Origin of the sequence: Streptomyces sp. R33 (genome assembly GCF_041200175.1) — a bacterium.
Taxonomy (GTDB): domain Bacteria; phylum Actinomycetota; class Actinomycetes; order Streptomycetales; family Streptomycetaceae; genus Streptomyces; species Streptomyces katrae_B.
In genome coordinates this window covers 2,241,152-2,265,803 of the sequence record NZ_CP165727.1, presented here as the reverse complement: position 1 = coordinate 2,265,803, position 24,652 = coordinate 2,241,152, and the positions used below count along the sequence as shown (strand labels likewise).

Annotated in this window: 21 protein-coding genes and 1 pseudogene; 21 read left to right on the top strand and 1 reads right to left on the bottom strand. The window is 71.4% G+C overall.

Annotated features, from left to right (window positions below; translation table 11 throughout):
• Positions 1 to 125 precede the first annotated feature (125 nt).
• Both AB5J51_RS10695 and AB5J51_RS10690 read left to right on the top strand, forming a co-directional pair.
• Positions 126 to 623 carry a hypothetical protein gene (locus tag AB5J51_RS10695; protein WP_369777557.1) on the top strand — a complete coding sequence of 166 codons (498 nt, stop codon included), beginning with the start codon at positions 126 to 128 and terminating at the stop codon, positions 621 to 623.
• 256 nt (positions 624 to 879) lie between these two features.
• Positions 880 to 1,263 (top strand): contact-dependent growth inhibition system immunity protein, encoded by a 384-nt coding sequence (locus AB5J51_RS10690; RefSeq protein WP_369777556.1) that lies wholly within the window; start codon positions 880 to 882, stop codon positions 1,261 to 1,263.
• Between the two features lie 525 nt (positions 1,264 to 1,788).
• On the opposite strand, the pseudogene AB5J51_RS10685 reads toward AB5J51_RS10690, so the two are convergent.
• Positions 1,789 to 1,971 (bottom strand): annotated as a pseudogene (locus tag AB5J51_RS10685) (CorA family divalent cation transporter); the annotation flags it as partial.
• 447 nt (positions 1,972 to 2,418) lie between these two features.
• On the opposite strand from AB5J51_RS10685, the gene AB5J51_RS10680 reads away from it, so the two are divergent.
• The 19 genes from AB5J51_RS10680 (at position 2,419) to AB5J51_RS10590 (ending at position 24,594) form a co-directional block, all read left to right on the top strand.
• Positions 2,419 to 3,081, top strand: coding sequence for a hydrolase (locus tag AB5J51_RS10680; RefSeq protein WP_229335867.1), 663 nt, complete (start codon positions 2,419 to 2,421; stop codon positions 3,079 to 3,081).
• A 5-nt stretch (positions 3,082 to 3,086) separates the two neighbouring features.
• The gene (locus AB5J51_RS10675) at positions 3,087 to 3,593 is read left to right on the top strand and encodes a DoxX family protein (RefSeq protein ID WP_369777555.1); all 507 of its coding nucleotides are present in this window, start codon (positions 3,087 to 3,089) and stop codon (positions 3,591 to 3,593) included.
• A gap of 94 nt (positions 3,594 to 3,687) precedes the next feature.
• On the top strand, positions 3,688 to 4,266 hold the full coding sequence (locus tag AB5J51_RS10670; protein WP_369777554.1) for a Dps family protein: 579 nt from the start codon (positions 3,688 to 3,690) through the stop codon (positions 4,264 to 4,266).
• A complete protein-coding gene (locus tag AB5J51_RS10665) occupies positions 4,266 to 5,693 on the top strand; it encodes an NAD(P)/FAD-dependent oxidoreductase (RefSeq protein WP_369777553.1) in 1,428 nt (475 codons plus the stop codon). The genes AB5J51_RS10670 and AB5J51_RS10665 overlap by 1 nt, the downstream gene beginning before the upstream one ends.
• 121 nt (positions 5,694 to 5,814) lie before the next feature.
• On the top strand, positions 5,815 to 6,645 hold the full coding sequence (locus AB5J51_RS10660) for an alpha/beta fold hydrolase (RefSeq protein ID WP_369777552.1): 831 nt from the start codon (positions 5,815 to 5,817) through the stop codon (positions 6,643 to 6,645).
• A gap of 47 nt (positions 6,646 to 6,692) precedes the next feature.
• Positions 6,693 to 7,646: an alpha/beta hydrolase gene (locus tag AB5J51_RS10655; protein WP_369777551.1), complete on the top strand. Its 954-nt coding sequence runs from the start codon at positions 6,693 to 6,695 to the stop codon at positions 7,644 to 7,646.
• Positions 7,643 to 9,529, top strand: a complete 1,887-nt coding sequence (locus tag AB5J51_RS10650) for an amidohydrolase (RefSeq protein WP_369777549.1) — start codon at positions 7,643 to 7,645, stop codon at positions 9,527 to 9,529. The genes AB5J51_RS10655 and AB5J51_RS10650 overlap by 4 nt, the downstream gene beginning before the upstream one ends.
• A 16-nt stretch (positions 9,530 to 9,545) precedes the next feature.
• Positions 9,546 to 10,283, top strand: coding sequence for a GPR1/FUN34/YaaH family transporter (locus AB5J51_RS10645; protein ID WP_369777548.1), 738 nt, complete (start codon positions 9,546 to 9,548; stop codon positions 10,281 to 10,283).
• A gap of 45 nt (positions 10,284 to 10,328) precedes the next feature.
• Positions 10,329 to 10,643 (top strand): GNAT family N-acetyltransferase, encoded by a 315-nt coding sequence (locus AB5J51_RS10640; protein ID WP_369777547.1) that lies wholly within the window; start codon positions 10,329 to 10,331, stop codon positions 10,641 to 10,643.
• An 83-nt stretch (positions 10,644 to 10,726) separates the two neighbouring features.
• A complete protein-coding gene (locus tag AB5J51_RS10635; RefSeq protein ID WP_369777546.1) occupies positions 10,727 to 11,452 on the top strand; it encodes an alpha/beta fold hydrolase in 726 nt (241 codons plus the stop codon).
• 104 nt (positions 11,453 to 11,556) lie between these two features.
• Positions 11,557 to 12,888, top strand: a complete 1,332-nt coding sequence (locus tag AB5J51_RS10630) for an ABC transporter substrate-binding protein (RefSeq protein WP_369777545.1) — start codon at positions 11,557 to 11,559, stop codon at positions 12,886 to 12,888.
• A complete protein-coding gene (locus tag AB5J51_RS10625) occupies positions 12,888 to 13,853 on the top strand; it encodes a carbohydrate ABC transporter permease (RefSeq protein WP_369777544.1) in 966 nt (321 codons plus the stop codon). The genes AB5J51_RS10630 and AB5J51_RS10625 overlap by 1 nt, the downstream gene beginning before the upstream one ends.
• Entirely contained in the window at positions 13,850 to 14,737 is an 888-nt protein-coding gene (locus AB5J51_RS10620; RefSeq protein ID WP_345195806.1) for a carbohydrate ABC transporter permease, read from the top strand. Before AB5J51_RS10625 ends, AB5J51_RS10620 begins: the two co-directional genes overlap by 4 nt.
• Entirely contained in the window at positions 14,734 to 17,502 is a 2,769-nt protein-coding gene (locus tag AB5J51_RS10615) for an AAA family ATPase (protein ID WP_369777543.1), read from the top strand. The genes AB5J51_RS10620 and AB5J51_RS10615 overlap by 4 nt, the downstream gene beginning before the upstream one ends.
• Positions 17,503 to 17,636: 134 nt before the next feature.
• Entirely contained in the window at positions 17,637 to 18,473 is an 837-nt protein-coding gene (locus AB5J51_RS10610) for an alpha/beta fold hydrolase (RefSeq protein ID WP_369777542.1), read from the top strand.
• Between the two features lie 104 nt (positions 18,474 to 18,577).
• Positions 18,578 to 19,663: an LLM class flavin-dependent oxidoreductase gene (locus AB5J51_RS10605; protein WP_345195824.1), complete on the top strand. Its 1,086-nt coding sequence runs from the start codon at positions 18,578 to 18,580 to the stop codon at positions 19,661 to 19,663.
• Positions 19,660 to 20,274: an FMN reductase gene (locus tag AB5J51_RS10600; protein ID WP_369777541.1), complete on the top strand. Its 615-nt coding sequence runs from the start codon at positions 19,660 to 19,662 to the stop codon at positions 20,272 to 20,274. Before AB5J51_RS10605 ends, AB5J51_RS10600 begins: the two co-directional genes overlap by 4 nt.
• Positions 20,275 to 20,335: 61 nt before the next feature.
• Positions 20,336 to 23,209: an AAA family ATPase gene (locus tag AB5J51_RS10595; RefSeq protein ID WP_369777540.1), complete on the top strand. Its 2,874-nt coding sequence runs from the start codon at positions 20,336 to 20,338 to the stop codon at positions 23,207 to 23,209.
• 137 nt (positions 23,210 to 23,346) lie between these two features.
• The gene (locus AB5J51_RS10590; RefSeq protein WP_369777538.1) at positions 23,347 to 24,594 is read left to right on the top strand and encodes a PucR family transcriptional regulator; all 1,248 of its coding nucleotides are present in this window, start codon (positions 23,347 to 23,349) and stop codon (positions 24,592 to 24,594) included.
• Positions 24,595 to 24,652 lie beyond the last annotated feature (58 nt).

Sequence of the window (24,652 nt, the reverse complement as noted above, 5' to 3'; positions counted from 1 at the left end):
CACTTCCATGCCACCGACAAGACCCGGCACCCGTAGTGCGCACGCGGAGAACTGAGGCAAGGCCCGTGACTCGGATTGACGCCACCTCGTGGAGCCGTTCCCTGCGGGCCCTTTTCGGGGAGGGCATGTTCGCGGCGGTGGGGGCGCGGCGGCGCGATGACTGGCGCCTGGACGCCCTCGACGTCATGCAACTGCGGACGGATGATCCGCGTGGCTGGTCGAAGGTTGCCGCGGCACCGCCTGGGGGCGATTACGGCACCGGCCCGGACAGCCCGTTCAGCGCTGTCACGCCAGGAGACTTCAGCACGGCCTTTCCTGTGTCCAGGAGGGGCGCCGAACAAATCCTGGTCACTCTCCAGGGTGAGTGGTTCCAAACAGAGGACATTCCGGATTTCGATGCGCGAGAGGCCGAGCTGACCTCGCACGCGAGAACGATCCTGGAAAGATTCGGAGAGGACACGCTGTTTTTTACCAATGCGGCGACGGCGCGAGGCAATCCCCATGCCGATATGTTCCGTCGCGATGGTGCCTATGAGGGCTTCACCAGCCACGTAATGGATTGTGGTGTAATCGCTGTCTCCGCCACGGAAGTCGGCATCTTCTGGGGCTTCACCATCGGCTGAGGATCTCCCGTGCGTACCCGTTCTGCCACCTATCCGACGAGCAGGCCGTACATCGCCGGCTGGCCCAGGGCACGCGACCGAGGTTCACCATCGAGGGCGCTTGGCCGTCCCATGAGGAGCCGCCCGTCGGGCGCGTGCGGCTGCAGGCGATGATGCTCGCCGGTCGCGAGCCCGTCGATGTGCGGGCCGCGCGGGTGACGTTTCGGTACCCGACATCGGGCTGTCCGAGTCCCGGACTCAAGGCTGGCTGTCCGCGATGGCCGACCACATCAAGCGCAGCATCGAGTCCGGCGATGTGCCTCCGCCGGTCGCGCCCCAGACCCACTGGGAGTGGCACGCCCGCTTCGGGGAGCTGGGACAGTTCCTCGGCGGTTGGTTCTCGCAGGACATGCCCGACGAGTTCGGCGACCACGATGCGGCGGTCCGCGACTACAGGGCAACGGTTGATCCCCAGCCGACCGCCCGGCTCGTCGGCGAGATCCACGAACTGCTCGCTCTGGGGCCGGAGGAGCACGACTACGCAGTCGGCGTCGCTGAGCTCGGCATGGAGGTCGAGCCGCCGGCCCCGTTCTCGGTCGAAGCCTGGCTCCGGACGGTGGCGGAGCATCTCGGGACGGCCAGGCCCGACTACACGAACTGAACAGTCCCGTCCGGAGGGCTTTCCGGGTCGGCGGGGCTATGCCGGAGCCCGTTGCCATGGGGTATCGACCTGCGGGTGCCGGCCCTGGTAAAGCGGCGGCCCGGTCCCCCCCGGGGAGGAACCGACCCCGTTGCTGCAGTTCGTGACGGAGGACGACAGGGTGATGGAGATCGCCTGCCCCGTCCCCCAACCCGGCGCCAACCACTCAACGACGGCGACACCGTCCTGGTCACCTATGATCCGCCCGACCCGCGCAACGTCGTCGTCGGGGCCCTCGTGGCGCTGCTCGCCCTGGCTCTCCTCCTCCTCGTCGTGATCGTGGGTCGGTAGCACCTCCGAGAGCGTTCCTCGGCGTGAGGTCATTTCGCCGTCGCGGCGGCTAGTCCCGCGTGCATGTCGCGCAGAGCTTCGTAGCGACGTACGACGTCGGCGCGGTCGGCTGGTCCCCAGGGCACGTCAAGCGCTTGATTTTTTGACGGTACAGATGAAAATCAAATAGGCGGGAGATGCGGTTAGTTGCTCAGTCTAGAGCCAGTCCCGACGTTTGAAGATGAGGTACAAACTGATGCAGACTGCCGCCATCAGGGCAACTGCGAATGGGTATCCGAGCGCCCAGCGCAGCTCTGGCATGGTCTGGAAGTTCATGCCGTAGATGGTTCCTACCAACGTGGGTGCAAACAGGATGGCGGCCCAGGAGGAGATCTTCTTGAAGACGTCACCCGGACGCCGCTGACCTGCGCGGATTGCTGTACGAGCGGGCTGACCTGCGAATTCGCTCGTTTCCGGGGCTTTCAGCGTGATGCCGTTTTGCGCGGTCGATTCTCCCCAGCCGCTCCCCACCGGACCTTTATTCTCCCCGGATTCTCCCCAGCCACAGCCCGTTCCTGGCGGTGTTTCCGCTGGTGAGGCGGCCCTTCGTTGGGTTGGGGTGTGGTTACCGTTCTCAGGAGTCTCGGGGCGAGTGTGCTGGCGTCACAGCCTCGCGCGTTCGCGCCCGCGACACTGCGCGGCTCTGGTCCTTGACCGGTTGTGCGCTGTCGTGCCAACCCCTGGGCGCAGGAGGTCAACCCGGTCGGTCGGGTCGCTCGTAGCTTGCAGAAGTGCCGAGCCGCGGACGCGGCGGGCACGTTACCGATTGCTTCGAGAGGACTCCTCGTGTTCGACATCAACAAGGTGCAGGCCGCCCCGAGCAAGGATCTGCTCACGCCCGACAACTCGGTCATGCTCTTCGTGGACCACCAGCCGCAGATGTTCTTCGGCACCGGGAGCGGCGATCGCGCCGCGATCATCAACAGCACCGTGGGTCTGGCCAAGGCGGCTCAGGCGTTCGATGTGCCGGCCGTCCTGACCACGGTCGCCGCCGAATCGTTCTCCGGGCCCCTGCTGCCCCAGCTCGCCGAGGTGTTCCCCAAGCACGAGGCCATCGACCGCACGACCATGAACGCCTGGGAGGACGAGGCGCTCGTGGCGGCGGTCAAGGCGACCGGGCGCAAGAAGATCATCCTGTCCGGGCTGTGGACCGAGGTCTGCCTGGTGCTGCCCGCGCTGTCCGCGCTTGAGCAGGGATACGAGGTGTACGTGGTCTCCGACGCCTCCGGCGGCGTCAGCCCGGCCGCCCACGAGCACGCGCTCCAGCGGATGATCGCCGCCGGAGCGGTGCCGGTGACCTGGGTACAGGTGCTCCTGGAACTCCAGCGCGACTGGGCGCGCCAGGAGTCGTACGGCGCGGTCATGGAGATCGTCAAGGCCCACGCGGGTGCGTACGGCCTGGGCGTCGTGTACGCGCAGAGCGTCATCGGCGCGCACGCGGCCGGCTGACCCCTGTGGACACCGGCATTCTGATCCTGCGTCTGCTGGTGGGACTGCTCGTCGCCGGCCACGGTGTGCAGAAGATCAGCTCGCACCTGGGCGGCAAGGGACTTGAGGGCGGTACCGAGGAGTTCCGCGCCGACGGCTTCCGCGGCGGTGCCCTCACCGCCCTGGCGGCGGGCGGCGGCCAGATCGGGTCGGGTCTGCTGCTCGCGGCCGGCCTCCTGACCCCGCTCGCCGCGACCGGGGTCATCGGGGTCATGACGGTCGCCCTCACCGTGAAGTGGCGCCACGGCCTCTGGGTGCAGAACGACGGGTACGAGTACCCGCTCGTCCTCATCGGCACCGCCGCCGCCCTCGCCGCCACCGGACCCGGTGACTGGTCCCTCGACGCGGCCCTCGGCCTCACGCCGTACCCGCTGTGGTGGGCGGCCCTCGCGCTCGTGGCCGGTCTCGGCAGCGGACTCCTCACCCGGCTCGTCCTGCACCGGACCGCCGCCCCGGCGATCGCCGAGCGCTGAGCGCGAGCCGCACAGACCGGGTCCGGCCGCCCGCGTACCCCCCCGACCGGGCGGCCGGGCCCTTCCCACCTTCTCTCCCGAACAGGAGCACGCGATGGACACCCTCACGACCCCGCACGGCGGCGGCCAGCCGCTGCTGCACCAGAAGGGCGCCGAGACCCAGGCGTTCGGCACGCTCAAGCAGTTGCCGATCGGCCTCGGCCACGACACCCGCATGTACGCCTGCCAGCGGCTGAACCGCGTCCTCGCCGACACGCAGATCCTCTACTCCCTCTACAAGAAGCACCACTGGCTCATGCGCGGGGCGACCTTCTACTCGCTCCACCTGATGCTGGACAAGCACGCGGAGGCCCAACTGGCCATCGTGGACGCGCTGGCCGAGCGGGTCCAGAGCCTCGGCGGCGTCGCCGCCGGAGACCCGCGTCACGTCGCGGAGCTGACGTCGATCCCCCGGCCGCCGGACGGCGTCGAGCCGGTGCCCGTCATGCTGTCGCGGCTCCTCGACGCGCACGAGCGGATCCTGATCGACGCCCGGGACGCCGCCGCCCGGCTCTCCGGGGAGGGCGACGAGGGCAGCGCCGACCTGCTCGTCTCCGATGTCATCCGCACCGGCGAGGCGCAGGTGTGGTTCCTGGCCGAACACCTGGTGGACACCCCACTGGTGCACGGCTGATGGAGGACACGTACGACGTCGTCGTGGTCGGCGGCGGGCCGGGCGGCGAGGTCGCCGCAGACCGGGTCGTCCGGTCGGGGCTGACCGCCGTCGTCGTCGAGGCCGACGCCGTCGGCGGCGAGTGCTCCTACCGTGCCTGCGTCCCGAGCAAGGCCCTGCTGCGACCCGGCGCCGCCCGGGCGGAGGCCCGCTCGGTCGACGGGGCCCGGCAGGCGGTCACGGCGGCACTCGACCCGGCGCGCGTCCTGGCCCGCCGTGACCGTTTCACCGGGCGGGGCGACGACACCGGCCAGGCCCACTGGCTCGACGGTGCGGGCATCGCGCTCGTACGGGGGCACGGACGGCTCGCCGGTGAGCGCCGGGTGGAGGTGACCGGGGCCGACGGCACGGTCCGTACCCTGCGGGCCCGGCGCGCGGTCGTGGTCTGCACCGGCACGGAGCCCGCCCTTCCGCCAGTGGAGGGGCTCGACCGGATCGGTGTGTGGACCAGCCGGCAGGCCACCACGGCCGACGCGGTGCCCGAGCGGCTCGTCGTCATCGGCGGGGGAGTGGTGGCCTGCGAGATGGCCACCGCGTGGCGCTCGCTCGGCTCCTCCGTCACCCTGCTGGTCCGCGACCAGGCCCTGCTGACCGGCTGGGAGCCGTGCGCCGGCGAAGAGGTCGCCCGGGGTCTGAGCGATCTGGGCGTCACGATCCGCTTCGGGGTGTCGGCCGTCCGGGTCGCCCGTGACGAGGACACCCGTGCGGTGACCGTGGACACCGACGACGGCACCGCCCTCGTCTGCGACGAGGTCCTGGCCGCGGCCGGCAGGCGCCCGCGGACCGCGGACCTCGGCCTGGACTCCGTCGGACTGGCGGCACGCGACTGGCTCCCGGTCGACGACACCTGCCGCGTCACGGCAGTCGAGGGCGACTGGCTCTATGCCGTCGGCGACGTGAACCACCGTGCGCCGCTGACCCATATGGCCAAGTACCAGGCCCGCGCCTGCGCGGCGGCGATCGCCGAGCGATCCGCGGGGCGCCCGGTCGTCACCGGAGGCCGGCAGCCGTGGAGCGCGGAAGCCGACCACGTCGCCGTCCCGCAGGCCGTCTTCACCCGTCCGGAGGTCGCGAGCGTCGGTCTCACGGAACGCGCGGCACGCGAAGCGGGTCTCGCGGTGCGCACGGTGGAGTACCGCATCGACGACGTCGCCGGCGCCGCGCTCCACGCGGACGACTACCGCGGCCTCGCCAAGCTCGTCGTCGACGAGACCCGGGGAGTCGTCGTCGGCTGCACGCTCACCGGCCCGATGGCGACCGAACTCATCCACACGGCAACGGTCGCCATCGTGGGAGAAGTCCCGCTCGAACGCCTGTGGCACGCCGTCCCCGCCTTCCCGACGGTCAGCGAGATCTGGCTGCGGCTCCTGGAGGCGTACGGCCTCTGAGGCGAGGCCCCGCCCGACCGCCGCACCCGCTCGGCCCAATCGGCGCGCCCTCCCGCCCGACCGGCACACCCCCGCCCGCCCGAGCGCACCCGAATGCCTCACCACCCGACAAGGAAGCCCCATGCATCCCAAGAGGCGCACCCTCGCCCTCGCCCTGCCGGCCACACTGGCCGCCCTGATGGGCGCCGCACCCGCCGCACCCGCGAGCGTCCCGGCCGCCGCCGGCGCCGACCGGCACGGTCCCAAGCCCACGATCGTCCTGGTCCACGGGGCGTTCGCCGACGCCTCCAGCTGGAGCGGCACGATCAGGCGGCTGCAGCGCGCCGGCTACCCCGTCCTGGCCCCCGCCAACCCGCTGCGCGGTCTCGCCGCGGACACCGCCTACCTGCGCAGCGTGCTGGCCGCCGTCGAGGGCCCCGTCGTCCTGGTCGGCCACTCCTACGGCGGCGCCGTCATCAGTGGCGCCGCGCTGGGCGACAGCCGTGTGAAGGCCCTCGTCTACATCGCCGCGTTCACCCCGGACAAGGGCGAGAGCGCGGCCGAGCTCGCCGCCAAGTTCCCCGGCTCCACCCTCGGCGACACCGTGAACCCGCGGTCGTACCCGCTGCCCGGCGGTGGCACCGGCACCGAACTCGTCATCGAACGGGCCAAGTTCCACCGGCAGTTCGCCGCCGACGTCCCCATCGCCGACGCGGCCGTCATGGCCGCGACCCAGCGCCCGGTCGCCACTGCCGCGCTGGAGGAGAAGGCCGGGGAAGCGGCCTGGAAGACGATCCCGTCCTGGGCGCTGATCGCCAGCGCCGACAAGAACATCCCGCCGGCCGCCGAACGGTGGATGGCCCGGCGCGCCGGCTCGCACATCACCGAAGTGGACGCGTCGCACGCCGTGGCCGTCTCCCGCCCGGCCGTGGTCACCGACGTGATCCTCGACGCCGTGCGGGCGACCCGCTGAGCCCCCGACCTGCGCCCTCTCGTACATCCCCAGAAGGAGAACCCCACATGAAGGACCGTCCGATCCTCGAACCCGCCGCCCAGGCCTTCGCCGACGCCACCGCCCAGCCGCCGTACCTCTACCAGATCCCCGTCGCCGAAGGCCGTAAGGCCGTGGACGGTGTCCAGAGCGGTGAGGGCGTCCCCCTGCCCGAGGTCGACGAGGAGTGGATCACCGTCCACGGCGGCCCGACCGGCGACGTCCGCGCCCGGATCGTCCGCCCCCGCGGCGCAACCGGCCCGCTTCCCGTCATCCTCTACATCCACGGCGCGGGCTGGGTCTTCGGCAACGCCCACACCCACGACCGGCTCGTCCGCGAACTCGCCGTCGGCACCCGGGCGGCCGTGGTGTTCCCCGAGTACGACCTCTCGCCCGAGGCGCGCTACCCCGTCGCGATCGAGCAGAACTACAGCGTCGCCCAGTGGGTCGCCCGCGAGGGACACCACAAGGACCTCGACGGCACGCGGATCGCCGTCGCGGGCGACTCGGTCGGCGGCAACATGAGCGCCGCCCTCACCCTCATGGCCAAGCAGCGCGGCGACGTCACGCTCGTCCAGCAGGTCCTCTTCTACCCGGTCACGGACGCGAGCTTCGACACCGGCTCGTACCACCAGTTCGGCGAGGGCTACTTCCTGCGCCGCGACGCCATGAAGTGGTTCTGGGACCAGTACACGACCGCCGAGGCCGAGCGGGCCCAGATCACCGCCTCCCCGCTGCGCGCCTCCACCGAGCAGCTCAGCGGCCTGCCGCCGGCCCTGGTCATCACGGCCGAGGCCGACGTCCTGCGCGACGAGGGCGAGGCGTACGCGGCGAAGCTCCGCGCCGCCGGCGTCCCCGTCACCGCCCTGCGCGTCCAGGGCGTCATCCACGACTTCGTGATGCTGAACGCACTGCGCGAGACGCAGGCCGCGGAACTCGCCATCGGTCTCGCCACCGACACCCTGCGCAAGGCCCTCGCATGACCGGGCCGTCGACGAGCATGCCGGTGGCGGGCCTCGTCCCCGCCCCGCGTCGGGAACACGAGCACGCCGACCTCCTCGTCCGCAACGCCAAGGTCTTCACCGGTGACCCCGACCGCCCCGAGGCCCGTGCCGTCGCCCTCCGCGGCGGCCGGGTCGCGGCCCTCGGCGACGACCACGACCTCGCCCACCTCGTCGGGCCGGGAACGAAGGTCGTCGACGCGCTCGGCCGCCGGGTGATCCCCGGCCTCAACGACTCGCACCTGCATGTCATCCGGGGCGGCCTGAACTACGTCCTGGAGCTGCGCTGGGACGGCGTACGAAGCCTCCGACACGCCCTCGCGATGCTGCGCGAGCAGGCCGGCCGCACCCCGAAGGGGCAGTGGATCCGGGTGGTGGGCGGCTGGACCGCCGAGCAGTTCGCCGAGTGCAGGATGCCGACCGTCGCGGAGCTGAACGCCGCCGCCCCCGACACTCCGGTCTTCGTCCTGCACCTGTACCAGTCGGCGCTGATGAACCGGGCCGCGGTGCAGGCAGCCGGATTCACCCGCGACACCCCGGATCCCCGCGGCGGGCAGATCGTCCGCGGCCGGGACGGCGAACCCAATGGCGTGCTCCTCGCGGCGCCGAGCGCCCTCATCCTGTACTCGACCCTGGCCAATGCGCCGGCCCTCGACGAGGCCGACAAGCGGACGTCGACGCGCCACTTCCTGCGCGAGCTGAACCGCTTCGGACTGACGTCCGCGGTCGACGCCGCCGGCGGGTTCCAGAACTTCCCCGACAACTACGCCACGGTCGCCGACCTCGCCAGGTCGGGGGAGCTGACCCTCCGGATCGCCTACCACCTCTTCCCGCAGACGGCCGGGCAGGAGCTCGCCGACCTGAAGCGCTGGACCGAGATGGTCAAGCCCGGGGACGGGGACGAGTGGCTCCGGCTCAACGGCGCGGGAGAGAACCTGACCTGGGCCGCCGCCGACTTCGAGAACTTCTCCGAGCCCCGGCCCGAACTCGGCGCCGGCTACGAGACCGAATTCGAGAGCGCCGTCCGGCTTCTCCTTGAGAACGGCTGGGGCTTTAGGCTCCACGCGACCTACGACGAGACGATCCGCCGCGACCTGGCCGTCTTCGAGAAGCTCGCGGCCGAAGGACTCTTCCCCGGCGGCAACCGCTGGCTCTTCGACCACGCGGAGACGGTCTCGGCCGACAGCCTCGACCGGATCGCCGCCCTCGGCGGCGCCGTCTCGGTCCAGAACCGGATGTCCTTCCAGGGCGCCGCGTTCCTCGACCGCTACGGCGCCGGGGCCGCCGCCCACACCCCGCCGGTCCGGGCCATGCTCGACCGAGGCCTGACCGTCGCCGCAGGAACCGATGCCACCCGCGTCTCCTCGTACAACCCGTGGGTCGCCCTCCACTGGCTGGTCACCGGGCGCACCGTCGGCGGCACGGCCCTTTACCCGGCCGGGAACCTGATCGACCGGGAGACCGCCCTCGGCCTCTACACCCGGGGCGGAGCGCAGCTCACCGGCGAGCAGGACGTCAAGGGGACTCTGCGAGAGGGGACTTACGGCGACCTCGCGATCCTCTCCGACGACTTCCTCACCGTGCCCGAGGACGTCATTCCCGACATCGAGTCCGTCCTCACTGTCGTCGGCGGCCGGATCGTCTACGCGACCGCCGAGTACGAGGGGCTCGACGAGGCCATCCCGCCGGTGGCCCCCGAGTGGAGCCCGGTGGCCCACTTCGGCGGGTACCAGAGCGGTGCCCGCCAGGCATCGGCCGTGGCCGAGGCCGTCGCCGAGTCCGAGCAGCACCGCCGCTGGCGCGTCGCACGCGGCTCCGTTCCCGACACGACGCCGTCCTTCGTCGATCCCTGCTTCGATCACTGAAAGAGAGATCCACCCGATGTCCGCAGCCTCCCCCGCCGCCGACGGCGGCGACACGCCGCCAACCCTGCCGGACGTTCCCCCGGGACGCCGTTTCGAGCCGGACCTCCGGTCGATGACACGGATCAACCTGCGCCCCATCGCCTCACCCATGCCGCTCGGCTTCTTCACGATAGCCATCGGCTCCGTGATGACGGGCTGCCTGCAGCTCGGGATCTTCGACCAGACGGCCCGCAGCGCCGTCGCCTTCACCGTACTGCCGGCCTTCGCCCTGCAACTCCTGGTGAGCTTCCTGGCCTTCGGAGCCCGTGACGTGATCGCGGCGACGCTGATGGCGGTGTTCGCCGGCAGCTGGCTGCCCTACTCGCTCATCATGCTCAGCGGCGCGGCCGACGGCCTTCAGGTCCTCGGCGTGTTCAACCTGGCGCTCCTCTGCTTCGGGGCCCTGATGACCGCCGTGACCCGGCCCAAGCGCGCGCTGTGGCTCGTCCTCGCGGTCTCCCTGCCCCGCTGGGCGGCCACCGGCCTCGCGGGCATCACCGGCGCCGAATGGCTGACGCGCACGTCCGGCGCGCTCGGCCTCGTGGTGGCGCTCGTCGCGATGTACACGGCGTTCGCCCTGATGCTCGAGGACATGCGCAGCGAGCAGGTCCTGCCCATCGGCCGCAGCGGCCCCGCCCACCTCGCCGTGGAAGGCGACCTGTCCGTCCAACTCCGCAACCTGGAACGCCAGGCGGGCGTACGCCGCACGCTCTGACCGCACCCACCCACCCCGTCACACGACGACCGCACAGGAGCACCCATGGAACCGCAGGTGACGGACCGGCCCGAGAAGTCCCGGTATGAGATCCTCGCCGGCGAAGCCGGCGCCGAGACCGCCGGCTTCGCCGAGTACCACCTCTCGGAGGGCGAGATCGCCTTCATCCACACCGAGATCGACAGCCGGTCCGCCGGCCGGGGCCTGGGCGGGCTCCTCGCCCGCGGGGTCCTCGACGACGCCCGGGCCCGAGGGCTGCGCGTCCTGCCGTACTGCCCCTTCATCCGGGGCTGGATCGGCAAGCACCCCGAGTACACCGACCTGGTGCCCGAGGCGAGGCGCGCCCGCTTCGGCCTGTGAAGCACCACACGAACACCACACATCCGCCTCCCGTCTCCCGCATCCCCTGCCCCATCCCCCTTCCAGCACCGAGGAGTTCCCCCATGCCCCGACACGCCCGCCCCACCGTCGTCCTGGTCCACGGCGCCTTCGCCGACGCCTCCAGCTTCGCCCGCGTCATCCCCGAGCTGACCGCTGCCGGCATGGAAGTGGTGGCCCCGGCGGTGCCCAACCGCAGCCTCGTCGACGACGCCGCGTACATCGCCTCGGTGATCCGCGCCGTCGAAGGCCCCGTGATCCTGGTCGGGCACTCCTACGGCGGTGCCGTCATCACCCTCGCCGGCACGGAGGACAACGTCCGCGCACTGGTGTACCTCGCGGGATACGCGCTGGAGGAGGGCGAGAGCCTGGGCGAGCTGCAGGGCCGCTTCCCCGACTCCGGTCTCGCCGACGCGCTTGTCTACACCCCGTTCCCGGTGGCCGGCTCCACCGAGACCGGCACCGACGTCTCGGTGGAGATCGAGAGGTTCCCCGCCCTCTTCGCGGCGGACGTCGACCCCGGCCTCGCCGCGGTGCTCGCCGTCTCCCAGCGCCCCCTGGCCGCACGGGCCTTCTCGGAGGCGGCGCCTGTCGCGGCGTGGAAGACCAAGCCCTCGTGGGGTCTGGTCGCCTCCTCCGACCGCACGATCAACCCCGATGTGGAGCGCTACGGGTACGAGCGCGCCGGCATGACCACCGTCGAGGTCGACTCCTCCCATCTGGTCATGCTTGCCCAGCCCAAGGCCGTGGCGGAGCTGATCCAGGACGCGGCCCGGTCCACCGCCCACTGACCCGATCGTTCAGGATCGAACGATTAGTCGATAATGTTCGAGCGCTGGTAGCTTCTGATCGCCCCCGAGGACCCCTTCGGCGGGTGATCGGAGAAGATGCGCCCATGAGGTTCGGCGCGAGGCTCGCGCTCGCCGTCATCCCCCTCGCCGCCCTTGCCGCTGCCTGTGGTGTTCCGCAGGACGGTGGCTCGCGGTCGCACACCGCCGTGGACTGTGGGCCGTACGCCAGGTACGGCAAGCACCCCGGCACCAAGGTCACCGTCTACGCGGAGAACCGGGACCGGGAGGCCGACCTGTTCGAAGAGACCTGGGCGGACTTCGCGGACTGCACGGGAATCGACGTCCAGTACGAGGGGGACGGGGAGTTCGAGGCCCAGATCCAGCTCCGGGTCGACGGCGGGAGTGTGCCGGACGTGGCGTTCTTCCCTCAGCCCGGGCTCCTGGAACGCTTTGCGCGGGCGGGGAAGCTCAAGCCCGCGAGCGCCGGGGTCGTGGCCCTCGCGAAGCAGGGCTGGTCGGCTGACTGGAACAGCTACGCGACCGTGAACGGCACCCTCTACGGCACGCCGCTGGTCGCGAACGTGAAGTCGTTCGTTTGGTACTCGCCGAAGTTCTTCCGCGACAGGGGACTGAGCGTTCCCCGTACGTGGTCCGAGCTGATGGCCGTGACGGAGAAGGCCGCGGCGTCGGGCGTCAAGCCGTGGTGCGCGGGCATCGAGTCCGCCGAGGCGACCGGCTGGCCCGTCACGGACTGGATCGAGGACGTCCTGCTGCGTCAGCAGGGCACGGACGTCTACGACCAGTGGGTCACCCACAAGATCCCGTTCAACGACCCGCGGGTGATCATGGCCATGGACACCGTGGGGTCCATCCTCAAGAACGACCGGTACGCCAACGGCGGTTTCGGTCCGGCCCGTTCGATGGCGTCGATCTCCTTCCAGGAGGCCGGCACACCGGTTCTCTCCGGCGACTGTGCGATGCACCGCCAGGCCTCGTTCTATGCCGACATGTGGCCGAAGGGAACCGAGATCGGACCGGACAAGGACGTCTACGCCTTCCTCCTGCCGGGGGCAGACCCGGCCGACCGCCCCGTACTGGGCGGTGGGGTGTTCACCGCGGCGTTCGCCGACCGTCCCGAAGTGCGGGCGTTCCAGGAGTATCTGGCCTCCGCGGACTTCGCGAACGCGCGTATGAAGAAGGGCCCGTTCGTCTCGGCGAACAAGGGCGTGGATCCGGCGAACGCCGCCACCCCGGTCGACAGGCTCTCGATCCAGCTGCTCCAGGACCCCGGGACACAGTTCAGGTTCGACGGTTCGGACCTGATGCCCGCGTCGGTCGGCGCCGGGACGTTCTGGAAGGGAGCCGTCGACTGGATCGGCGGCGCGAGCACCCGGCAGGTCGCCGACTCCATCGAACGGTCCTGGCCGAGCCACTGATGTCGTTCGACGCCGTCGCCCAGCAGCCCAAGCTGCTGTACCTGCTCCAGGGCGTCGCCGCCTTCGCGGCGGTGGTCTCCCTGATCCTGCTGGCGCTGCACCGGGGGCCGTTTCGAAGAAGGGCCGCGGCCCTTCTCCTGCTGGCCCCCGCGCTGCTGCTACTCACGGTCGGTCTTCTCCTGCCCGGTCTGCGCACCCTGGTCCTGTCGTTCACCGACAGCGGGGGAGACGCGTGGGCCGGCTTCGACAACTACGTGTGGATGGTCACCGACCCCCGGGCGATGGTGGCGCTGCGCAACACCCTGGCGTGGGTGGTGCTCGTGCCGTTGCTGGCAGCCTCGGTCGGTCTGCTCTACGCGGCGGCCGTCGTACGGTCGCGGTTCAGAGCGTTCGCGCTGTCCCTCGTCCTGATGCCGATGGCGATCTCCTTCGTCGGCGCGGGTGTCGTCTGGAAGTTCGTCTACGCCTACCGTCCCGCGGAGGCCGGGCAGATCGGGCTGCTGAACCAGCTCGTCGTCGCGTTCGGCGGCGAACCGAGGCAATGGCTCGTGCACTCTCCCTGGAACGTCCTGTTCCTCATCGTGGTGATGGTGTGGACACAGGCGGGCTTCGCAGCCGTCCTGCTGGCCGCCGCGATCAGGGCCGTTCCCGGAGAGCTGACCGAGGCGGCCCGACTCGACGGCGCGTCCCCCCGGCAGATCTTCTGGCGGATCACCATGCCGTCGATCAGGCCCACGCTGCTCGTCGTGGTCCTCGCCCAGACGATCGGCACCTTCAAGGCCTTCGACATCGTCAGGACCATGACCGGCGGACAGTTCGACACGGGCGTCATCGCCCACGAGATGTACGACCAGACCTTCCGCTACGGCGAGACGGGCCGCGGTGCGGCGCTCGCCGTGCTCCTCTTCGTCCTCGTCACCCCCTTCGTCGCCCACCAGGTCCGGGCACAGCGGAGGACGGCGTGAACGGCGTCCGGGAGCGTCTGGCCTCCCGCGCCTTCACGTCGATCGCCGTGGTGATCGCGGTCCTCTGGACGACACCGACCCTCGGTCTGCTGCTCTCCTCGTTCCGTCCCGAGGAGGAGATCAAGACGACGGGCTGGTGGACCGTGTTCGGTACGCCGCATCTCACGCTCGACAACTACGGCGAGGTGCTGTCCGGGGGCGGGAACGGGTCGGGGCGGCTCGCGGAGTACTTCGTCAACTCCGTCGTCATCACCCTTCCCTCGGTGCTGTTCCCGCTCGTGCTGGCCTTCTTCGCGGCGTACGCCCTGGCGTGGATCGACTTCAGGGGGCGGGACGCGCTCGTCGTCGGCATCTTCGCGCTCCAGGTCGTGCCGCTCCAGATGGCGCTCGTCCCCCTCCTGAAGCTGTTCTCCCAGGGCTGGCTGTTCCTGCCCGCGTGGAACCTCACCGGTCCGGCGCGTTTCGGCCAGGTCTGGTTCGCCCACACGGTCTTCGCGCTGCCGTTCGCGGTGTTCCTCCTGCACAACTTCCTGGCAGGGCTGCCCCGGGACCTGATCGAGGCCGCCCGCGTCGATGGCGCGTCACACGGGACGCTGCTGCTCCGGATCGTGCTGCCCCTGGCCCGCCCGGCCCTGGTCTCCTTCGCCATCATCCAGTTCATCTGGGTGTGGAACGACCTCCTCGTGGCACTGACCCTGCTGGGCGGAACGGCCGAGACCGCGCCGATGACGGTCAGACTGGCGAGCCTGGCCGGGACGTACGGCAACGAGTGGCAGCGGCTCACCGCAGGAGCCTTCGTGGCGGCGTTCGTCCCGCTGCTCGTCTTCTTCTCCCTCCGGCGGCACTTCGCGCGGGGACTGCTCGCCGGATCGGTCAAGGGATGAGCCCCGAGCGGCCCGAGGGAGAAGGCATGGCGGTGCCCGGGAGCGCGGGGCTGAGCCGGCCCGGGCTGCGGGGCCGTGAAGCCGAGCTGGAGCGGCTGCGCGCCCTGGTCGAGGCGGTGCGCGACGGCGAGGGAGGAGCGATCGCGCTGCTCCTGGGCGAGCCCGGGATCGGGAAGACCGTACTGCTGCAGGAGACCGTCTCGATCGCGCGGGCTCACGGGTTCGTCATCAGCCATGGACGCGCCGAGGAACTGCACGAGCTGGCACCGCTCGCCTCACTGGCCTCCGGCCTCCTGCACGGTGACCCGCCGTTGCTGTCCAGCACGGACTTCGCAGACCTCGCGGGCCATCACGACCAGCGCGTCTGGCTCGTCGAACGACTGGCCCAGCTGATCGAGGAACGCTCGGCGGGCACGCCCGTACTGATCGCGGTCGACGACGTCCAATGGGCCGACCCGCTGAGCCGGTTCGCCCTGAGTGTCATGCCGACACGGCTGCTCAGCTGCCCGGTCCTCTGGCTGCTCACGGGCAGGAACGACCCGGAACTGTACGGGCAGGGGCCGCGGACGACGACCCTCCCCCTCCGGCCGCTGTCCGACACGGCCCTGGCCGAGCTGGGACGGGACGTCCTCGGGGGGGACGTGCCGACGGAGGTCGCGGAACTCCTCGACGGGGCGGGAGGCAACCCCTTCCTCGCGGCCGAGATGCTCACGGGCATCGCGGCGTCGGGCGCGGACGCGTCGGAGCCTCCGGAGCGGCTGGTCCTCGGCGTACGCGACCGGCTGGCCGACCTCCGGCCGGACACCCTCCACTTCCTGCGGATCGGCTCGGTCCTCGGCCGCGCGTTCTCGCTCGCGGACGCCGCCGCCCTGTGCGGTCGGCCCGCCTCCGGACTCAGCGCCGAAGTGGACGAGGCGATCGCCGCCGCCCTCCTCCACGACGACGGCGAGCGCCTCCGGTTCCGCCACGACCTGCTCCGCCAGGCGGTGTACGCCGATCTCGCCCCCTCCGTACGCCGGGCGCTGCACCGGGAGGCCGCGAGCCGGCTCGTCGCGGCGGGCCGGAGCTCCACCGACGCGGTCCCGCATCTGCTGAAGAGCGCCGAACCAGGCGACCAGGAGGCGATCGGGCTGCTCGGCACGGCCGCCACGGACGTGATCGCCGTGATGCCCGACCTCGCCGCCGACCTGGCCGTACGCGCCCTGGAACTCGTACCGCCCCATGCGCCCATGGTGTTCGACGTGGGAGAACGGGCCATCGTCGCGCTGACCCGCGCGGGCCGGTACACCCAGGCACGGGATACCGGCGACACGCTGCTCGCCCGGCAGCCGCCCCTTGACGTCTTCGCCCGTCTGCAGTCCGTACTCGGCGACACGCTGTGGCACCTCGACGACGTCCACGAGCTGACCCGCCGCTCGACGGCCGCACTGGCAGCCGTCACCGACCCGACGATCCGCGCCCGGCTCATCGCCCGGCAGGCCCTCGCCCGGTCCCGCGGGCGCGACCTCGGGGCCGCTCGCGAGACCGGCGAACGGGCGCTCGCCGAGGCGGAGCGGTCCGGTGACCGGGAGGCCCGTGTCCTCGCGCTGTGGGGCCTCGGCGAGATCGCCCTCAACGCGGGCGACTGCGCCGCCGCCGTCGAACACCACACGGCGCTGAGCGTGTTCGACACGGCCTTCCTGCCCGAGGAGGCCGTCGCCCGGATCCACATGGACGACTTCGACACCGTACGGCGACTGCTCCGGACGGCGGGCGGCGCTCCCCTGCGCCCCGCCATGCTGATCTGGGCCCAGGGAACCCTGAACATGGGGCTCGGCCGGCTCGACGACGCGGACGCCGACCTCGTCACCGCCGAGCGGCTCGAAGCGGACCTCCACCTGCCCGGCAACCTGGTCAACATCCGCGTCAACCGCGGCTTCCTCGCGATGCTGCGCGGCGACCGCGAAGCCGCGCGGGAACACCTGGACGTCGTGCGGGCGACCGTGGCCGATCGGCCGAACACGGGCAACCACGCCACGCACCAGTACTTCGAGGCCGTCGTCGCCGACGCCGACGGCGACCACGCGGCAGCGGCCGAACTGGTCCGATCCGTGCAGTGTGACCACCCCTTCCTCCGATGGCGGCTCCTGCGCCCCCATGTCGTCCAGGCCGTGCGGATCGCCCTGCGCGGCGGGGACCGGAACCTGGCCGAGGACCTCGCGGCCCAGGCTGTCGAACACGCCACCCGCAACCCCGGCGTGCCGACCGCCCAGGGGGTGGCCGCCCACGCGTCCGCCCTGGCGAACGCCGACCACGAACTCTTGGAGCGGTCGGTGCGCATCCTCCTCACCGGCCCCCGGCCGCTGCCCCTCGCCGCCGCATCCGCCGACCTCGGGCGCGCGCTCCTCACAGCAGGCGACCCCGCCGCGACACCCGCCCTGACCAGGGCCCACGACATCTACGCCCAGGCGGGAGCCGATGTCGAGGCCGACCGGGTCCGGGCCGATCTGGAACGGGCCACCAGCCGCTCCGGCCGGCGCACCGGAGGCCTGCGGCCGCGCCCCGCCCAGGGCTGGGACGCGCTCACGGCCTCGGAACGCAAGGTGGCCCGGCTGATCGCCGCGGGTCACACCAACCGGTCGGCCGCGGAGGCCCTCGTCGTCTCCCCGCACACGGTCAACACCCATCTGGCGTCGATCTTCCGCAAGCTCTCGGTGCGCTCGCGGGTCCACCTGGCCCGGATCGCGCTTGCGGAGGGCGACGCCGGAACAGCCAGCGGCGGCTGAGTGACCTCTGCGCCCCCGTGCAAGGTGTGGTGCGCGGTACGGCAACAGGAGGTGCGGGACCGGTCCTAGCGTGACGGGCATGCCGCGCCGCTTCGACGCGCGGACCAGCCGACCTGAATCGAGGAAGCATCCCCATGCCGTACATCACCGTGGGCCAGGAGAACACCAACCCCATAGAGCTGTACTTCGAGGACCAGGGTGGCGGGCAGCCCGTCGTCCTCATCCACGGCTTCCCGCTCGACGGCCACTCCTGGGAACGCCAGGGCGCCGCGCTGCTCGACGCCGGCTACCGCGTGATCACGTACGACCGCCGCGGTTTCGGGCGGTCCTCGCAGCCGACCACCGGCTACGACTACGACACCTTCGCGGCCGACCTGAACACCGTGATGGAGACCCTCGACCTGAAGGACGCCGTCCTGGTCGGTTTCTCCATGGGCACCGGCGAGGTCGCCCGCTACGTGTCCACGTACGGCTCCGGCCGTGTCGCCAAGGTCGCCTTCCTGGCCTCGCTCGAGCCCTGCCTGCTGAAGAGCGACGACAACCCGGACGGCGTCGCCCCGAAGGAGTTCTTCGACGGCGTCGTCGCCGCCGTCAAGGCCGACCGCTACGCCTACTACACGGCCTTCTTCAACGACTTCTACAACCTCGACGAGAACCTGGGCACCCGCATCAGCGCGGAGGCCGTTCGCAACAGCTGGAACACCGCGGCCCGCGGCGGCTCCTTCGCCGCGTCCGCCGCGCCGGCGACCTGGTACACCGACTTCCGCGCCGACATACCGACCGTCGACGTGCCGGCCCTGATCCTGCACGGCACCGCCGACCGCATCCTGCCGGCCGAGGGCACGGCGCGCCCGTTCCACAAGGCGCTCCCGTCGGCCGACTACGTCGAGATCGAGGGCGCCCCGCACGGTCTGCTGTGGACCCACGCCGAGGAGGTCAACACCGCCCTCCTCGCCTTCCTGGCGAAGTGACGCCGCACCGCCCACCCGCCGGGTGACGCCGGAGCCCCCGGCGTCACCCCGGCCCCCGGTTCCCCGGCGCGGGAACCGGACGAGCTCAGGAGAGCAGACACCCCATGCAGTTCGGCATCTTCACCGTCGGGGACGTGACCCCCGACCCCACCAACGGTCGCACTCCGACCGAACGCGAGCGCATCAAGGCGATGGTGGCCATCGCGCTCAAGGCCGAGGAGGTCGGCCTGGACGTCTTCGCGACCGGCGAGCACCACAACCCGCCGTTCGTACCGTCGTCGCCGACCACCATGCTCGGCTACATCGCCGCCCGCACCGAGAAGCTGATCCTGTCCACGTCCACGACGCTGATCACCACGAACGACCCGGTGAAGATCGCCGAGGACTACGCGATGCTCCAGCACCTGGCCGACGGCCGGGTCGACCTCATGCTGGGGCGCGGCAACACCGGTCCGGTCTACCCGTGGTTCGGCCAGGACATCCGCCAGGGCATCAACCTCGCCAAGGAGAACTACGCGCTGCTGCGCCGGCTGTGGCGCGAGGACGTCGTGGACTGGGAGGGCACGTTCCGGACGCCGCTCCAGGCCTTCACCTCGACACCGCGGCCCCTGGACGGCGTCCCGCCCTTCGTCTGGCACGGCTCCATCAGGTCCCCCGAGATCGCGGAGCAGGCCGCCTTCTACGGAGACGGCTTCTTCCACAACAACATCTTCTGGCCGGCCGACCACACCCGGCGCATGGTGCAGCTCTACCGGCGCCGGTTCGCGCACCACGGCCACGGCCGGCCGGAGGACGCCATCGTCGGCCTGGGCGGACAGGTCTTCATGCGGAAGAACTCCCAGGACGCCGTACGGGAGTTCCGTCCCTACTTCGACAACGCTCCCGTGTACGGCCACGGCCCGTCGCTGGAGGACTTCACCGAGCAGACCCCGTTGACGGTGGGCTCTCCCCAGCAGGTCATCGAGCGGACCCTGTCGTTCCGGGAGAGCGTCGGCGACTACCAGCGCCAGCTGTTCCTGATGGACCACGCGGGCCTGCCCCTGAAGACAGTCCTTGAACAGCTGGACATCCTCGGCGAAGAGGTCGTGCCCGTGCTGCGGAGGGAGTTCGCGAAGGGACGTCCGGCCGACGTGCCGCAGGCCCCCACGCACGCGTCCCTTCGAGCCGTCCGGGAGGTGTCCGCCGCATGAAGCTGATCGTCGTCTCCGCGGGGCTGAGCACCCCCTCCTCCACCCGCCTGCTCGCGGACCGGCTGGCCGAGGCGGCCCGCGACGAACTCGCCGCCCGGGGGCAGGCGCCGTCGACCGAGGTCGTGGAGCTGCGGGAACTGGCCGGCGACATCGCCAACCACCTCGTGACCGGCTTTCCGCCGCCGCGACTGAGCGCCGCGATCGACGCGGCGACGGCAGCTGACGGCCTGATCGTGGTGACTCCCGTGTTCGCGGCTTCCTACAGCGGTCTCTTCAAGTCCTTCTTCGACGTGATCGATCCGGATGCCCTCTCAGGGAAGCCGGTCGTGATCGCGGCGACGGGCGGTACCGCCCGCCACTCCCTGGTCCTTGAGCACGCCGTACGCCCGCTCTTCGCCCATCTCCGCGCCGTCGCCGTCCCCACCGCCGTGTTCGCGGCCTCCGAGGACTGGGGCTCGGGGGGAGACGAGTACACCGACGGCCTGCCCGGCCGCGTCCGCCGGGCGGGCGCCGATCTCGCCGCGCTCATGGCGGCGCGCCCGGTCGGTGAAGAGCCCGAGGACGACGTCACCATCCTCGAACGGCAACTCGCCGACCTGCGCTTCGACTGAGAGTCGGCCCCTGGGCCGGGCGACGGCGATGTGGTTCATATGGTTCATACTGTTCCGCCGTATGAGCGTGAACCGAGTGACGACAAGGACCGTGCCCGAGGAAACCGAGGGCGTACGGACGCCGCTGCGCGGCAGGGACGCAGAACTGGCGTTCATCGAGGCGCGGCTCGAAGCGCTCGACCGGGGCGAAGGCGGGATCATCCGCGTCGAGGGCCCCATAGGCATCGGCAGGTCCAGGATCCTCGCGGAGGCCGCGGCAGCCGCGAGGCGGCGGGGGACGAGGGTGTTCGAGGGAGCGGCGGACCCCGACGAACAGTTCGTGCCGCTCGGCCCGCTCCTCGACGGTCTGCTCTCCGGCGAGGAACCGCTGTCGGGCGCCGTCCGTCTCAGGGGCCTCGCCACGACGCCCGGCCAGCGCTTCTGGCTGCTCCAGGAACTGGGGGACCGCCTGCGGGAGACGGCTCGAAACGGCCCCCTGCTCGTCGTCCTCGACGACCTCCAGTGGTGCGACGACCTGACCCTTCTCACCTTCAACACCCTCGCGGCCGGACTCTCGTCGCACGCCATCCTGTGGCTGGTCGCCGTGCGCGGCGGCAGCGTGCCGTCGGGAGTGCGCACGACCCTGGACCGGATCCGCCAGGCAGGCGCACACGAGCTGGCGCTGGGAGCGCTGGACGACCAGGCGACGACACGGATCATCGAGGGCGTCCTCGGCGCCGCTCCCGACCCGGACGTCCTCCGCGTCGCCCGCCGCGCCGAAGGAGTCCCGCAGCTGCTGGTCGAGCTGCTCGGCTCGCTGCGGGAGGCAGTGACGATCGAGAACGGCACGGCCAGGCTGTCGGCCGGACCACCCGCCCCACGGGAACTCCCCTCGGTCGTGCGCCGCCTCGGCCAGCTGTCCGACGAGGCACGGGAGCTGGTGCAGACGGCGGCCGCCGTGGGCGCCCCGGTCACCGTCGCGCTGCTGGCCGAACTGCTCGGCAGGTCCCCGGCGGCGCTCATCACAGCGGTCCGGGAATCCCTCGACGCCGATCTGCTCACCGAAAGCGGCGATCGCCTCGCCTTCCGCCACGACCTGATCCGCGAGGCGGTCCAAGCCGGCCTCCCCCTGTCCCTGCGTCAGGCCCTGCGTGGTCAAGCCGCCGAGCTGCCGCCGGGGAGCGCGGCCTCCTCTGTCGAGCATCCCGGGCCGTCGGCCGGGAGAGCACCGGCAGATGCGGCGGAGGCCGGGAGAGCGGGTGCGGGAGACGTGGCGGAGGCCGACCGGCTGCGCACCGCCGCGGCGGAACTCGCGGCCACCGCTCCCGGACCCGCCGCGGAACGCAGCCTCAAGGCTCTGGAACTCACGGTGGCGGACGCTCCGGAGCGGCCGCGGGTCATCGCCGAGACGATCCCGCTGCTCTGGCAGACGGGCCGGGCCGCCCAGGCACGTGAGCTGGGTGTCTCCGCCCTGGCGACCGGCGGTCTCGGACCTGAGGACGAGGCGCGCATACGCCTTGCCCTGGCACGCCTCGCCGTACCGTTCGACTTCTCCGAGGCGGTCCGGCAGGCCCGCGCCGGGGCGGCACTGCCCGGGATCCCCGTGGACGTGAGGGGGCGACTGCTCGCCATGCTCGCGGTCGGCCTCTCGATGTCGGGCGAGCACTCGGCGGCCGAGCAGGTCGCCGCGGAGGCGTGGGAGACCGCAGCGGCAGCGGCGGACCGCTCCGCCGAGGCCACGTTGACGACGGTCCGCTCGGCCGTGAGTTTCCACCGCATGGACTTGACCGAGGCGTTCCGGCAGGCCGAGCGGGCCGCCGCGCTGGCCGACGCCCTGGGCGTCAGCACCTCGCTGTGGGTTCCGGAGGCCTTGTGGCACGCTCTCCTGTCGAACACCACCGGACGCTCCGCGGAGGCGCTCGCCGCCGCGGAGGACGGCATCCGGATCACCAGGGAGCAGGGCCGGACGGCGGCCACCCGTATGTGGCTCATGACCCGCTCCCGCATCCTTCTGGAGGCCGGACGGCTGACGGACGCCCGGGCCGACGCCGAGGCCGCGTCCGCGACGACCGACGATCTCGGCCCGGGAAACCTCGCCGACGTCACGCTCCGGTACGTGATGATGCGCGTCGCCCTCCACACCAACGACCAGCAGACCGCACGAACGTACGCGGCGGAGGCGAGGCGCATGCGGAGCGACGGCGCACCCGTCGTCCGGTACTTCGGCTCCTGGATGCTGGCACTGATGGCCGACTTCGAAGGCCGGCCCGACCGTGCCATGGCCGAACTCGACGAGGTGATGACGTCGCCCGCCGCGGACCGGCCGGCCTACGCCGGCTTGGTCGACCCTGCCGACGCCCCGTTCCTCGTCCGCCTGGCGCTGCGTGCCGGCGCGCACGAACGGGCCGCGCAGGCAGTGGCCCTGGCCGAGCGACTGGCCGTGCTCAACCCCGACCTCACGTTCCTCGCCGCCACCGCCGCGCACGCCCGGGGGCTCCTCGACAACGACCTCGCCCCTCTCGTACGCGCCGTCCGGCTGTACGAGGACTGCCCTCGGCCGTTGGCCCGGGCGTCGGCACTGGAGGACGCCGGACGCAAGCTGGCGGCCACCCGCATGCCCGAAGCGGTGCCGTACTTCGATACGGCCCTCGCGCTCTACGCGCGAGCGGGCGCCGAGCGGGACGTCGCACGCGTCCGCCGGCGCCTGCGGGCCGCTGGTGTCCGCCGCCGGCCCTCGACGGCCGGACTCTCCGGTGCATGGCCCGAGCTGACGGCCGCGGAGATACGGGTGGTACGGCTCGTGGCCCGTGGGCTGACCAACCAACAGGTGGCCGAGCACCTCTCCCTCTCGCCGCACACGGTGGGTTCGCACCTGCGCCGGGCCTTCACCAAGCTGGACCTCACCTCGCGCGTGGAGCTGGCCCGGCTGGTGAAGCATCGCGACAGCGGAGAGTAGTCGCTTCGTATCCCCCGTGGGCGTCATGGCAATGGACGATTCGTGTGATGTGCCGACGTCGTCGCTTCCTCAGAATGATCAAGAGCCGCGGACTGGAAAAGTCCGCGGGGAGCCGTTGGTCGAGAGAGGAACAGCGCATGACCGCAAGGCTCCAGCGAGCCCGCCCCGGCAGCCCCGAGCTCCAGGCGCTTGTCGACGAGCTCGCGGAGCGGCTCGGCCGGTCCGTCGCCGTCGACGACCCGCTGGTCCGCATGGTCTGCACGAGCCGCCACTTCGGCGACGAGGACCCGGTGCGCATCGGCACCCTGTTGCAGGGCCGCGCCGACAACGCGACCATCCGCTACGTCCTCGCCCAAGGCGTGACCCAGTGGTCCCGAGCCGGATTCATCGATGGCCGTGACGATCTCGGACTGCTGCCCCGTTACGTCGTGCCCCTGCGCGAGCGCGGGCACCTTTTCGGACTGCTCCTGGTGGTCGTGCCCGAGAAGACGCTCGCAGAGCACGAGACACGTGCCATCGCCCGGGCCGCGGACGCCATGGCCGCCCAGATGCACGGAGAGCACATCGCCACCGACACCCGGAAGGCCGACGAGCGGGACCTCGTCCTCGAACTCGTCGGCACCGACGTCGCCGCCCGTACCACCGCACGGCGGCGAGGTAAGGAACTCGGACTGCTCGGAGCAGCCGAGCACGTCCTGGTCACCGTCGTCCAGCTGAGCTGCGCGACGGAGCACGTGCGGCAGTCCGAGGCGGCCCTGTGGGGGGCGCTGGAGGGGTTCCGGCAGACGCGTTCGGCCACGGGCCTCATCGCGATCGGCAAGGAGCGGGCGATACTGCTCCAGCTGCGCGATCGCCCACCCGGCCAGGACGAGGTCACCGCACAGTCCGCTCGCATCCTGGACGAACTCCGCACCTTCCTGGGCCCGTCGGCGGGCCCCGTGATCGGCGTCGGCGGCCGGCACCCCAGCCTGGACGGTGCATGGACGTCGTACGAGCAGGCGCTCGTGGCGGCACGCGCGGCACGCCGACTGCCCACCCTGAACAGCGCCAGTGACTGGGAGCTGCTCGGGGAGCTCGCGGTGCTGCTCCAGCTCCCCGAGCACGCCCTGAACGCGTCTTTGGTCCCGAAGCCGCTCCGTACCCTGAGCGGCGCTCATGGCGGCGACCGCCTGCGGGACACCCTGCGCTGCTTCCTCGAACACGCGGGATCGATTCCCCGGACCGCGGACACGCTGGGAATCCACCGCACCTCGCTCTACTACCGCCTGCGCCAGATTCAGGAGATCACCGGACTCGACCTCGACGACGGCGCCCACCGGCTCACTCTGCACCTCGGCCTCAGGATCGAGGAACTCCTCGCCCCGGGCGGCGACGGGGCCGTCTGACCACGGACTCGCTTCGACAAAGCGAGGAGGATCCACGGCCCGATTCCTACAGCTCGCG

Bases quoted from the DNA above. Each gene is read 5' to 3' on its own strand.
- AB5J51_RS10690 (WP_369777556.1), top strand. From the start codon at position 880: ATGGCCGACCACATCAAGCGCAGCATCGAGTCCGGCGATGTGCCTCCG.
- AB5J51_RS10665 (WP_369777553.1), top strand. From the start codon at position 4,266: ATGGAGGACACGTACGACGTCGTCGTGGTCGGCGGCGGGCCGGGCGGC.
- AB5J51_RS10625 (WP_369777544.1), top strand. From the start codon at position 12,888: ATGTCGTTCGACGCCGTCGCCCAGCAGCCCAAGCTGCTGTACCTGCTC.
- AB5J51_RS10595 (WP_369777540.1), top strand. From the start codon at position 20,336: ATGAGCGTGAACCGAGTGACGACAAGGACCGTGCCCGAGGAAACCGAG.
- AB5J51_RS10655 (WP_369777551.1), top strand. From the start codon at position 6,693: ATGAAGGACCGTCCGATCCTCGAACCCGCCGCCCAGGCCTTCGCCGAC.
- AB5J51_RS10605 (WP_345195824.1), top strand. From the start codon at position 18,578: ATGCAGTTCGGCATCTTCACCGTCGGGGACGTGACCCCCGACCCCACC.
- AB5J51_RS10640 (WP_369777547.1), top strand. From the start codon at position 10,329: ATGGAACCGCAGGTGACGGACCGGCCCGAGAAGTCCCGGTATGAGATC.
- AB5J51_RS10635 (WP_369777546.1), top strand. From the start codon at position 10,727: ATGCCCCGACACGCCCGCCCCACCGTCGTCCTGGTCCACGGCGCCTTC.
- AB5J51_RS10610 (WP_369777542.1), top strand. From the start codon at position 17,637: ATGCCGTACATCACCGTGGGCCAGGAGAACACCAACCCCATAGAGCTG.
- AB5J51_RS10650 (WP_369777549.1), top strand. From the start codon at position 7,643: ATGACCGGGCCGTCGACGAGCATGCCGGTGGCGGGCCTCGTCCCCGCC.
- AB5J51_RS10660 (WP_369777552.1), top strand. From the start codon at position 5,815: ATGCATCCCAAGAGGCGCACCCTCGCCCTCGCCCTGCCGGCCACACTG.
- AB5J51_RS10695 (WP_369777557.1), top strand. From the start codon at position 126: ATGTTCGCGGCGGTGGGGGCGCGGCGGCGCGATGACTGGCGCCTGGAC.
- AB5J51_RS10615 (WP_369777543.1), top strand. From the start codon at position 14,734: ATGAGCCCCGAGCGGCCCGAGGGAGAAGGCATGGCGGTGCCCGGGAGC.
- AB5J51_RS10630 (WP_369777545.1), top strand. From the start codon at position 11,557: ATGAGGTTCGGCGCGAGGCTCGCGCTCGCCGTCATCCCCCTCGCCGCC.
- AB5J51_RS10645 (WP_369777548.1), top strand. From the start codon at position 9,546: ATGTCCGCAGCCTCCCCCGCCGCCGACGGCGGCGACACGCCGCCAACC.
- AB5J51_RS10600 (WP_369777541.1), top strand. From the start codon at position 19,660: ATGAAGCTGATCGTCGTCTCCGCGGGGCTGAGCACCCCCTCCTCCACC.
- AB5J51_RS10590 (WP_369777538.1), top strand. From the start codon at position 23,347: ATGACCGCAAGGCTCCAGCGAGCCCGCCCCGGCAGCCCCGAGCTCCAG.
- AB5J51_RS10670 (WP_369777554.1), top strand. From the start codon at position 3,688: ATGGACACCCTCACGACCCCGCACGGCGGCGGCCAGCCGCTGCTGCAC.